Here is a 12,563-nt window from a genome sequence, read left to right as displayed (position 1 = left end):
GTTATTAATCAGATGGGTGCTGCTTCAATCACCTTGACTGCAGGAGGTCGGCCGATCGAATGATATTCGATTCCATTGTTCTCCATGGACTCTACTGCAAAACAATTTCTTCCATCGATAACGAGTGGCTTTTTCATCTTGCTGAACATTGTCAGCTCAATATTCTTGAATTCATCCCAATCAGTCAATATGAGAGCAGCATCACTGTTTTCAATTGTTTCTTCAATTGATTCAGCATATTGAACCAGCGGATTCAGAATCGATTTTGCATTGTTCATTGCAATCGGATCATATGCAATGACTTCTGCCCCCTGCTTAACCAATTCTTCGGTAATCAGGATAGATGCCGATTCCCGCATATCGTCTGTATTGGGTTTGAAAGCAAGACCCAATACAGCAATTTTTTTACCGGCAATTTCTGGGAGACAGTCGTTCAATTTGCTGATCAGTATCCCTTGCTGCTTTTTATTGACATTTACTACGCCTTTCAGCAACTCAAACTCATATTGGACATTCCCCGCAATTTGTATCAAGGCTTTTGTATCTTTTGGAAAACAAGATCCTCCATAGCCGATTCCCGCTTTCAGGAACTGGCTGCCAATTCGCTGATCCAGACCCATTCCCGTAGATACGTTTTCTATATTTGCACCCAATAGCTCGCATATATTGGAAATTTCGTTGATGAAGCTGATTTTTGTCGCTAAAAATGCATTCGACGCATACTTGATCATTTCAGCACTTTTGATGTCCGTCTTAAAAATAGGAACTCCGAATGGTTCGTTGATCTTTTCAATTATGCTGAATGCATGCTCGCTGTCTGCCCCAATGACAATCCGGTCACCATGGAACGAGTCATGAATGGCAGAACCTTCTTTTAAAAATTCAGGATTTGAGACGACTTCAATCTGTAGATCATTTATTAAATGAGCTTGGATGATTTCTTTAATCATCGCATTCGTTCCGACAGGAACCGTACTTTTCGTAACAACAATGACATCGCGTTCGACATTTTCAGCAATATCCTGTGCCGCTTGTGAAATAAAGGACAAATCAGCAGAACCATTTTTGTTTTCCGGAGTTCCAACAGCAATATAAATTACATCTGCCCGCCGGAGCCCTTCTTGATGGATAGTAGTGAAATTCAAGCGCTGTTCTTTGATATTCTTTGTCATTAGTTCACTGAGGCCAGGTTCATAGATTGGAGAGATTCCTTGCTTCATTTTTGCTACCTTATCCTCGTTGACATCTATACAAATTACTTGATGGCCAATTTCAGACAAACTCACACCCGTTACTAATCCGACGTATCCAGTTCCGATTACCGCTATATTCATACGGAAGCCCCCAAACTAAAATAATGGTGCAGCTGATTTTTCAGCCATTAATTCTTTGATGATGCCTTCTACATCTTTACCAAACTCCGGGCTGTCCAAAGCGAATTCAATGGTTGTCCGCAGGAAGCCGAGCATTTCACCCACATCGTAGCGTTTGCCTTCAAAGTCGTAAGCGTAGACGCTCTTTACTTCGTTAAGTTTTTGAATAGCATCTGTCAATTGAATTTCCCCACCAGCTCCGGCACTCTGCGTACCCAGAAAATCGAAGATATCAGGATCCAGAATATAACGTCCCATAATCGCAAGATTTGAAGGAGCTGTTCCTGGTTTAGGTTTTTCTACAAAATTGCTGACTTGGTAACAGCGTCCATCAACTGCACTCGGATCAATAATGCCGTATCTGTGCGTTTCATAGTCAGGAACCTGCTGAACACCAATAATGGATGATTGCATTTTGTCGTACTGGTCAATCAATTGCTTTAAGCACGGTTTTTCGGCTCTCACAATATCATCCCCTAAGAGCACTGCAAAAGGTTCATTTCCAATAAACTTGCGTGCGCTCCAGACTGCATGTCCTAAACCCTTTGGCTCTTTTTGGCGGATATAATGGATTTCCACATTAGAGGTTTGCTGGACTTTTTCAAGAAGTTCAAACTTGCCCTTTTTGAACAGATTGTCTTCGAGCTCAAAATTCTTATCGAAATGATCTTCAATCGCACGCTTTCCTTTTCCGGTAACAATGATGATGTCTTCGATGCCCGAAGCGATTGCTTCTTCAACGATGTATTGAATTGTCGGTTTGTCTACGATCGGCAGCATCTCTTTTGGCATAGCTTTTGTTACCGGCAGAAACCGAGTCCCCAACCCAGCTGCTGGAATAATTGCCTTGGTTACTTTTTTTCCCATAAAATCCACCCACCCTTTTAAGTTTTCGGGTTATTGGTTCCTATCTTTTATACGGGGACAAACCTATTTAATTTCATAAAACAGGTTCTTTTGTAACCTAATCTCCAAATATTGTCCCATTGTAACATCGATAGTCCTCAAAATATAGTTTAACTATTGAGAATTTTTGAATAAAAAGGGTTTAATAGTTACAAATACCCAATAATACCCTATTCAAAAGAACGAAATAACCGTTTTTATATATTCTAATATTCTGATAATTTAAATCATATTTAGGTATGAGAAACAATCATTTCCAGATTTCCATCAATAAAATACTCTCCGATGGTTGCTGGCACGATAAAATTATCACCTTTTTTAACAGTGGATACACTTTCCTCAGTCACAATCTGACCCGATCCATTGATGACGCTGACTAACAAGAATCCAGTCGTCAAAGGAACTTCTACTTTCCCACCAAGTATCCAATGATAAACGGTGAAGTATTCACCTTCTATCAGCCGTGTCGACTCCAGGTTATTCAACTGCTGTTTCAGGTTGTCTTGTATAACTTGCTGATGCGGACAGGTCATTACTGCCATCGCTTCTTCCAAATGCAATTCACGCTTTTTGCCTTTGGGATCAACACGGTCATAATCGTAAAGACGAAATGTAATATCGGAACTTTGCTGCGTCTCCAAAATCACAATGCCTTTGCCAATGGAATGCAAAGTACCGCTTGGTACGTATACAAAATCACCTTTTTTCACTTTAATGCTCTGGAACAGTTTTTGCCATTCCCCTTTGGTCACCAGCTGCTGGAATTCTTCCCGCGACTGCGCTTGATGTCCAATAATAATTTCAGCATTTTCTTCACAATCCAGAATATACCAGCATTCCGTTTTGCCATACGGCTTTTGGGCAAGCTCTTTTGCATAATGATCATCCGGATGCACCTGAACAGATAACTGGTCGTTGGCGTCAAGGATTTTCACCAACAACGGAAAGTCGCTGTCAGTTGTTTCAAAACCGAATAACTGAGGGTAATTTCGCCAAACATCCACTAAGCTCTTCCCCTGCAGTTCGCCATTCATGACAATGGATGGTCCATTTTCATGTGCGGATATGACCCACGCTTCACCCGTGGTCTGAGAAGGAATATCATAATTGAATAATTCCTGAAGCTTACCTCCGCCCCATATTCGTTCTTGAAAAACCGGCTTTAAAAAAACAGGTTCCTTGTACATAAGCTCTCCTCCTACCATGGAAATGACAAGCAACTTACGATTACATTGTTTTCCCCGCCGTTAACCGTGGCGAGCAGTTAATTTAACTTTGCAGATTGCTTCAATTTCTTCCCATTCATTTGAAGTGCGGAAAATGTCTTCTTCGATCAGTTCACTGCCAGTTTGAACTTCGATAATTTCCATATTGGTTGTTGCTTTCAGCGTGTGTTTAGCTCCCAACGGGATATGGATGACATCTCCTGTTCTGACATGGCTTAACTGATCATTAAAAACGAATATCCCTTCGCCTTTGACAATCGTCCATACCTCACTGCGCTTGTAATGCATCTGATAGCTAAGGTTTTTTCCAGCGTTTATGCCTAGCCGTTTGATTAAAACTTCATTGCCTTCCGTATACTTCGTATACTCCAGTACCCGGTACCAGCCCCAACGGCGTTCTTCATACATCGGCCGGCTATTGAAGCCTTCAACATATTCCTTCACCTTCGTGCTGGCATCTTTGTCCGTCACTAAAATTCCGTCCGGACTCGCCGCCACTACCACATTATCCAACCCGAGCAAAGTAATAGGGATATCAAGTTCGTTGACGATATGGGAATTTTCAACCCCTTTGCCGATAATCCCTTTGCCTGTTATTTGAACCGCCATTTCATCCGTCAGCGTATTCCAGGTGCCCAGATCCTTCCAATAGCCATCATATGGCAATGAAACGATATGTTTTGCACGTTCGACTACTTCATAATCAAAACTGTTCTTAGGCAAGCGATGGTAATTTCTGAGCAGCTGAGAATATTCAATCGGCATTCCCCTTTCTTTCAGCAAATCGATAATAAAGCCCAATTTAAACGCGAAAACACCACAATTCCACAAGGCATTTTTTTCAATCAATTCTTCCGCCTGCTGTTCTGTCGGCTTTTCTTTAAAGTAATCGACTGTCAAATAGGAATCGTCCGATTTGTCATCCGGAATGATATAGCCATATTTTGCAGAAGGATAAGTTGGTTTAACACCCATCAAAGCTAAATCTGCACCTGAAGCAAGCAATGCTTTCTCCAAATCCTGGACACGTCCGAAAAATCGGTTTTCAACATAAGGATCTACCGGCAGCATTCCGACCACTTCATCCAGCCCGCATTTCTGGACAGAATACAGATAGACCGCAGCCAGTGCAATCGCCGGGAAAGTATCTCTTCTTTCCGGTTCAGTGACCACATGTACATCCTGGCCTAACTGGGTTTTGATCATATCTACCTGAGAGCTGCTGGTGGCAATGATAGAATTCTCAGCCATACCCGTTTCTTCGATTTGCTTCCAAACCCGTTGAACCATTGAAACTTTATTGCCATCCTCGTCACTTAGCACTTTAAGGAACTGTTTTGATCTCGCATCATTTGAAAGCGGCCATAAACGTTTCCCCGATCCACCTGACAACAATACTAATCTCATATTACGTCCTCCTTCTCCACCTGCACTTACAATTGGTTGATAATCCGTTATACTCACTAAATTTGGAAATGGAATAAACCCTTCATTCTCTTATAGGTATTTTATATCCCCTATAAAAACTAAATAATCAAATTTTCACACTTTTCTAAAAAGGTCTACTCGTATTATATATATAAATACCTAATAATTCAATATTATTTTCTAATTAATTAGAAATATCAGATATATTTACCTATTTTATATCCCGTGCCTTGTTAAATCAAGTGGTAAAAGTTATTTTATTTTTCTAATTTTTTAGAAATTTAAGTCATTTATAGTACAAAGAGAAAATTTTGCTGTAAAAAAACCCCTTTTTCTGGAACCAGAAGATTCCAGAAAAAGGGGAAGTACCCAACTATTTTTTTTGAATTACAGCCAGTGGATCAGACCGGCAGGCTATCAACTTCGCGAGACACTGCATGCTATGTCCTTCAACATACATATCCATTCATTCAGGGACGGCTCTCAACCTGATAAGAAGTCTTCAGCTCAGGTGCACCCGCTACCGACTGGAGAACATGGCGATACTTATTGATGGATGTATCCCTTGTCAGATTTTCTTCTAGATAAACGCGACCTTTCAGCCCCATTTCTCTAAGTTCTTCCGGATCCAAGCTCTTCAGGTAATTAATTGCATGGACGACTCCTTGATAATTCTGAGGCTCAATGACAACACCTGCTCCACTTTCAAAAATAAGGCGCTGCACTTCGCTGCCCTGTTCGAGGACCCCTAGAACCGGCTTACCAGCGGCCATAACGCCATAAATTTTACTCGGTACAGATACACCCTTTATGCCTTTCTGATTAACGACCAAATGGACATCTGCCGCATTTAGAGAATACTTAAGAAACTCTTTTGGCTGGTACGGCAGGAACATGACATTCTCAAGATTATTTTTATCTGCGTATTCCTGAATCCGCTGCTTGACGGCGCCCTCCCCAATGAACAGGAAGACAATATCAGGCTGATCCACGAATTGTTTCGACACTTGAATCAGGTTTTCAAGATCATAATATAGTCCAAGATTCCCAGAATACATGACAATGAATTTGTCCTGTAAGCCATGCGCTTTCAGAAACTCCTGTATAGCCGGCTCATCTTTTTCAAGCGGCACGATAGCATTCTCATCTGTCCAATTGCTGATAACGGTATGGCTCGGTACAGTTTTGCCTTCAAAACGTCCCTTTAAGGTTTCAGCCATATCTTCACCAACCAATAATACCTGATCTGCATAACTGCAATTCAGTTTATCAACAGCTTTGGCAATCTTAAAAACAGCTTGATTATTCGTATAAGCTACTGCGGCTGCCTGCTCAGGATTAAAGTCATGGACGCTGTAAATATGACGTGAACGCTTCAGCAGTTTGCCGATGGTTCCGATCAGTCCGCCCAATACCGGAGGCTGCGAGATGGTAAAAATGACATCCGTTCCTTTTTCCTTAAGCAAAGCGATATTGGCCAATAAAAAATAAGATGAGATATACTTTATCCGACTGACCTTAGAGTTTTTATCCACTTCAGGCAATTTGATCCGCACCACTTTAATGCTCTCCAAATAGCCCTCTTCGAAAAGTTTCTTACTGCCGTGATTTTCTCCTGCATATCCGGGCTGTGCTGCAATGACCGTAATGTCGAATTCATTTTGAAGGCGACCAGTAAGTTCCGTCATCAATTGGCTGGTCGCTGCAAGGTCGGGATAAAAGTAATTGATAACAAAAGTGATCTTTTTTTTGCGTAGCATGTGAGCCTTCCTTTCCTAGTGAATACACAGCAATATGTGCAGTCTCCATTTAAAGTTCGTCGAAAATGGCAATCAAAGAATCTGTGTACTTGTCTTCGGTATAAAACTCTTCAAATGTATCCCGACTCATCCTTCCGAGGCGCATGCGTTCTGCATCATCAGTCACTAAATCTTTAATGGCGGCTTTGACCCCTTCAACAGTCGGTTCGATGATAACACCGCAATCTTTGATTAATTCCGCGATAATTCCACGATCTGAAGAAATGATCGGCAGACCTGCCGCCATTCCTTCAATAATGGACATTGGCTGGCCTTCGACCTTGTATTTGGTCGGCAGGGCCATCATATCCGATTCAAGGAAAAAGCGCTTTTTCTCTTCTCCTTGCTTCAGGCCATGATATTGGATGCGCTGCTCCATTTCGTTTGTTTCAATATAGCGCTTTACTTCTTGGAATTCGTTTTGGTTTTGGATGCCTCCAACCAGGTCCAGACGTAGATTATGCCCTTCTTTCACTAAAGCAGTCGTTGCCTTGATCAGTTCCACATAGCCTTTTTCAAACATCAGATTGCTTAAATACAAAAGAGAGATAGGTCCCTTTTTCTTGCCTTGGCCAACTTCATCTTTGAGAATGAAGTCTGCAGGTATGCCATTGGATACTACTTCCACCCGATTGACGTATCCTCGGTAATTAGGCGTCAACTTCCCTCCTAACACAATTCCGACATCAATCTTCTTCAATGAATTGACAATGAATTTACGTACAATTCCAGAAGTCGAGTCAATAGTCCCTCCTAAGTTATTTCCGTGCAAATGCGTCACCACTTTGCCCCGCCCCAGTATCTTGCACGCCTGAATCATCATACAATCCCGGAGCAACCCCATCTTCGTCTGGGAAATGGAAATATACAAAATAGGCTTCTTCATGAAAAGCGACAGATACGCTGAATAAAGAATTGCAAAGGAATCCGTCAGCAGTTTATCAAAAGATAGAGCCCCAGGATGTTCAAAATCCTTCCGACTCAAGTTAATTTTTTTCACATGATAATGCTCGTGAAGTTTCTCGGCTTTATACAAAGATTGAAGAGCGATGCTCTCTCCGAGTATAGGAGGCGGCAAGGGCCCGACAAAAATCAAATTCCCCTTTTTTCTTCCAGTCACACTGAATCACCTCTCATAATTTGACATCAACTCGCTCTGAACTTCTCAAGCAAGCAGCGAACCCCATATGTGAACCAATCCTTGTTAATGCGGATCAGTGGTTTTTAATGCCGGCTTGTCCATTAATTCTTTTTCAAATGACGCAATGATGAGGTACATGATGATGAAAATCGGCATAATGATAACCAACGGCTTAATATAATAGATATAGCCGTACCAGAATACCCTGGCAATGGTCAGGACGATCCAATAATAGCCCAGAGCCATTCCAAAATTACCAAAGACCTTCTTCAATAGCAGCGCAGGCACGAAAATAACCGCATAAGTCATAAAAGGAGCCATAATCAGGCCGATGATTTCAAAATTTAAATAGTATTCTCCATAGACAAACAAACCATAATTCGTATGGATGAGTGAAGCGACCAGATGGGCCGCCTGCGGACTTTGGGCTTCGATGCCAAAGAAAGAAGGAATCAGCTGCGGAATATAATCGATCAGCGTGTAATAGTTGGTGTAAGTATGAGTCACTTCAATCGCAGCAGCTGTTGAATAAACAAGGTCTTGTACAGTTGGATAATTGATCAGAATCGACACGGAATCCAGAATGGCTTCCATATCAAATACCAGACCGGAATGCCTGACCAACCCCAGATAAGAAAAGACCAATAATCCCCCGGCAATTAATGCTGCTTTTTTAAATGAGAATTTCGATTTTATGACACCAGCTTTTTTTGTAACTGTCAAAAGAAGATACAAAATCAGCAGCAGCCCTAAAATATCGACTCGGGCATAGTGGGATAACAGCCAAAATGGCACAAACAGAAGCGCAAATTTCCGAATAGCACTGCCTTTGACGCCCATCAAAACAAAGAAATAAGATATGACGACAACCGAGTTCCAGGCATTTCCCGGAAGCAGGCTCGGCGACATGTCATGGTAGGCTTTTCCTGGCAGATCCGGTAGATAGATGATGGAAGAAACTATGGCTAACGCACTGAAAATCCAGGTGGCCAATAAGCTTTTGACCGTTCCTGAATAAAGCGCCAGCATCTTGGCATCGTAATTCCGGTAAGTTTTATTCGTTAACCAAAGCAGAACCGACCAGATATAGTAGAAAAACAAGGCGCCGAAAGCTAGGGTATAAAAATGCTTTTCAATTAGGTGGGTTCGATCATTGAATAATGGCTGCACCTCCCCAATCGGGCCAAAACCTAAAATACTGACGATCGGCAGAAACAGCAGTACCAGCGAAAAAGTGGCAAATCCAATTTTAAAGATGTATATGTCCATAATGAATTTAAAGGAAAAAATAATTAAAATGAATAGGTTCCATGGATCATTGGCATTGAAAACCTGCCCTGCACGAAGCAGGTAATAGATCACTGAAATCCCAGTTAGTAAATTGACGATGATAAACAGGATTCTTTCAAATCGATCATCGGCTTCAATATGCTTTTCCATCGTCTCATTCCTTTATTTATGATTTCCTTCTCCGACAGCCAAATGCCAGCCTGTCCCGAGCCCACTTTTCAGGAAGGCGTAGCCGCGGATAATAGGTGGGACTTTTTGTTGTTTTTCTTGGACTGTGTATAAAGATAGGACAAGATCCTCAAATGAAGAAAAGTAGATAAGTAATAGAACATAAACTTAAATGATATCCGGTTATCCTTGAAACCTTCAGCTAATACTTCTCTGGATAGCCGAATCGTTTCTTTGTTTTGTGCGATAATTCCGGTTCGAAAAATTACTTTCCAAATGGTTAAAATAAAACGGTGAAAAGTTGACTTCCGCTGTTTCCTGGCTAATTCTTTGTATTTTTCAAAAATACTTAAATGACCATTGAGAACCGACTTTTTATTAGTGGTGATGCGTTCACCGCTGTGGTGATAAAACAACACCATGCTTTCTTTGACAAAATCGAATTTGGTCACCTGCGCCAATCGTATGTACAGATCCCAATCTTGGCAGCTCGGCAAACTGGCATCAAAACCTTGCACTTGATCCAATACTTCCTTTTTTACCAATACCGATGAAGTTGTATCGATACAATTGGACTCGAACAACTTAGACAAAATTTCCCCTTTGTATTCCGGGACAATTTTACGTGTAGGCTGATTGTTTTCGTTAATTACTTGTACCCCCGTATAGATCACGCCAACATCCGGCTTTCCTTCAAATTGCTTGAGCTGCTTTTCCAGTTTATCCGGAAGCCATTGGTCATCCGAATCCAAAAAACCGATAAAATCCCCTGTGGCTCTTCTGATTCCAGTATTTCTGGCTTCCGATCCACCTTTATTGATGTCGTGCTTGAGATAGATGATTCGCTCATCATCCATCTCTTCCACGACCTGAGCCGTATCATCCGTCGAAAAATCATCAATGATGATGATCTCGAAATTCTGATGACTTTGGTTTTTCAGGCTTTTCACCGCCTTTTTCAGCAATTCCGAACGATTATACGTCGGAATAATGACACTGACTTTATCATTTAAGGTCACCAATAGATTTTCCCCCCCACCCGATAAGGAACCCGCTTTGATCAGTACTCAGTTATGGCGCTTCTTTCTTCCTTCAATAAATTGCAATCATGGGCAACCATAATCTCCACGAGTTCTTCAAACGATGTAGAAGTCGGATTCCACCCGAGCAGTTTTTTCGCTTTTGAAGGATCACCCAATAACTGTTCGACTTCCGCTAAACGGAAAAATTCCGGATTCACTTCAACGACGACCTCGCCCGTTTTCGCGTTGATGCCTTTCTCGTCAATTCCTTCTCCCTGCCACTCTACTTCGATTCCAGCATGTTTGAAGGCCAATGTAGCAAATTCGCGGACTGTATGCATTTCCCCTGTGGCGATCACAAAATCCTCTGGTGTTTCATGTTGAAGGATCAACCACATGCACTCCACATAATCTTTGGCATAGCCCCAGTCTCGTTTAGCATCGAGGTTGCCCAATAATAGCTTGTCCTGTTTTCCATTGGCAATCCGTGCGACCGCCATTGTGATTTTGCGCGTGACGAATGTTTCTCCGCGGCGCTCTGATTCGTGATTGAAAAGAATGCCATTAACTGCAAACATATCATAAGATTCACGATAGTTTTTCGTGATCCAGTAGCCGTATAGTTTTGCTACACCATAAGGGGAGCGCGGATAAAAAGGCGTGGTTTCTCTTTGCGGAACCTCTTGCACCTTGCCATAAAGTTCCGATGTAGAAGCCTGATAGATGCGTGTCTTTTTCTCCAATCCCAAAATACGGACCGCTTCCAAAATGCGTAAAGTTCCGACGCCATCCACATCTGCCGTATATTCAGGCGTCTCGAATGACACCTTTACATGTGACATGGCTGCCAGGTTGTAAATTTCATCCGGTTTGATTTCATTGATCAGCCGGATAATGTTAGAGGTATCTGTCATATCTCCATAATGGATATAAAAATTCTCACTCGATTTCAACTCTTCAATATAGAGATGCTCAATCCGGCTCGTATTGAAGCTCGAGCTTCTGCGAATGATGCCATGAACTTCATAGCCTTTCTCCAATAAGAAATCCGATAAAAACGAACCATCTTGTCCGTTAACTCCTGTAATCAATGCCTTTTTCATAATCTTCCCCCTCAATTGGTCAACATCTTATTTTCTTCTACGTTTTCTAAAAACCATTTATACGCCATTTCCAAGCCGTCATCCAATGGAATCTTCGCTTCCCAGCCAAGGCTTTTCAGTCGGCTGACGTCAACCAATTTTCGTGGAGCGCCATCAGGTTTCGAAGTGTTAAAGACAATTTCCCCTTCATAATCTACAGCTCTGCCTATCTTTTCTGCCAGTTCTTTAATGGAAATATCTTTTCCCATGCCAATATTGACTAAATCATTTCCACTGTAGGTGTTCATTAAATAAATCGCAGCATCGGCCAAATCATCAGAATAAAGAAATTCCCGTTTTGGCTTTCCTGTCCCCCACACTTCCACTGTTGGTGCATTGTTCAATTTAGCTTCATGAAATTTCCGGATCAATGCCGGCAGAACATGTGAACTATTTAAGTCGAAATTGTCATTGGGACCATAAAGATTGGTCGGCATGATGGAAATGAAATTTGTGCCGTATTGGCGGTTATAAGACTGACACATTTTGATGCCGGCAATTTTTGCAATCGCATAAGGTTCATTGGTCGGCTCGAGCTCGCCGGTCAATAATGAATCCTCTCTCATCGGCTGTGCCGCCAGCTTCGGATAGATGCACGTACTGCCGAGAAACAATAATTTCTGAACTCCATTTTGATAAGCTGCATCGATAACATTCGTTTGGATCATCAGGTTATCCCGGATGAACTCTGCAGGAAAGTCATTGTTTGCGATAATGCCGCCTACTTTAGCAGCAGCCAGAAAAACATAGTCCGGATGCTCTTCTTCAAAAAATGCATCTACTTGATCTCGTTTTGTTAAGTCGAGCTCCTGACTGCTCCGAAACACAAGATTGTTATAGCCGTTATCCTGTAAATTCCGCACAATTGCAGAGCCTACCAGACCCCGGTGTCCAGCTACGTAAATTTTCGAGTCTAAGTTCATAAATACCCCACCTTTTTTCAGCTTCTGCCATGTCTAAATCCATGGATGCTGGTGTCTTTTCGTGCCCATGTATGGATAAGTTAAAAATAAAACCAAAAATAACCCTTAGACCTAAGACTATATACTTAATGTTCGATTTTATTTT

General features: G+C 41.8%; 10 protein-coding genes. All 10 read right to left on the bottom strand.

The window, feature by feature from the left end; translation table 11 throughout:
* Positions 1-8: 8 nt before the first annotated feature.
* Positions 9-1,334, bottom strand: a complete 1,326-nt coding sequence (locus FQV26_RS04780) for a UDP-glucose dehydrogenase family protein (protein ID WP_146556221.1) — start codon at positions 1,332-1,334, stop codon at positions 9-11.
* Between the two features lie 15 nt (positions 1,335-1,349).
* On the bottom strand, positions 1,350-2,240 hold the full coding sequence (gene galU / locus FQV26_RS04775) for a UTP--glucose-1-phosphate uridylyltransferase GalU (protein ID WP_146556220.1): 891 nt from the start codon (positions 2,238-2,240) through the stop codon (positions 1,350-1,352).
* A 272-nt stretch (positions 2,241-2,512) separates the two neighbouring features.
* Positions 2,513-3,466: a mannose-6-phosphate isomerase, class I gene (gene manA / locus FQV26_RS04770; protein ID WP_146556219.1), complete on the bottom strand. Its 954-nt coding sequence runs from the start codon at positions 3,464-3,466 to the stop codon at positions 2,513-2,515.
* Between the two features lie 60 nt (positions 3,467-3,526).
* Positions 3,527-4,912 (bottom strand): sugar phosphate nucleotidyltransferase, encoded by a 1,386-nt coding sequence (locus FQV26_RS04765; RefSeq protein ID WP_146556218.1) that lies wholly within the window; start codon positions 4,910-4,912, stop codon positions 3,527-3,529.
* A 491-nt stretch (positions 4,913-5,403) separates the two neighbouring features.
* Positions 5,404-6,693: a glycosyltransferase family 4 protein gene (locus FQV26_RS04760; protein ID WP_146556217.1), complete on the bottom strand. Its 1,290-nt coding sequence runs from the start codon at positions 6,691-6,693 to the stop codon at positions 5,404-5,406.
* 49 nt (positions 6,694-6,742) lie between these two features.
* Positions 6,743-7,852: a glycosyltransferase family 4 protein gene (locus tag FQV26_RS04755; RefSeq protein WP_146556216.1), complete on the bottom strand. Its 1,110-nt coding sequence runs from the start codon at positions 7,850-7,852 to the stop codon at positions 6,743-6,745.
* A gap of 84 nt (positions 7,853-7,936) precedes the next feature.
* Entirely contained in the window at positions 7,937-9,313 is a 1,377-nt protein-coding gene (locus tag FQV26_RS04750) for a hypothetical protein (RefSeq protein WP_146556215.1), read from the bottom strand.
* Between the two features lie 68 nt (positions 9,314-9,381).
* On the bottom strand, positions 9,382-10,350 hold the full coding sequence (locus tag FQV26_RS04745) for a glycosyltransferase family 2 protein (protein WP_261384315.1): 969 nt from the start codon (positions 10,348-10,350) through the stop codon (positions 9,382-9,384).
* A 41-nt stretch (positions 10,351-10,391) separates the two neighbouring features.
* A complete protein-coding gene (gmd, locus tag FQV26_RS04740; protein ID WP_146556213.1) occupies positions 10,392-11,456 on the bottom strand; it encodes a GDP-mannose 4,6-dehydratase in 1,065 nt (354 codons plus the stop codon).
* Between the two features lie 11 nt (positions 11,457-11,467).
* Positions 11,468-12,418: a GDP-L-fucose synthase gene (gene fcl / locus FQV26_RS04735; protein WP_146556212.1), complete on the bottom strand. Its 951-nt coding sequence runs from the start codon at positions 12,416-12,418 to the stop codon at positions 11,468-11,470.
* Between the last annotated feature and the right edge of the window lie 145 nt (positions 12,419-12,563).

The sequence above is a fragment of the Planococcus sp. CPCC 101016 genome, from assembly GCF_007859295.1.
In the GTDB taxonomy this organism is placed as follows: domain Bacteria; phylum Bacillota; class Bacilli; order Bacillales_A; family Planococcaceae; genus Planococcus.
Note: the sequence above shows the minus strand (reverse complement) of the source record. Positions and strands in the feature narration are given on the sequence as shown.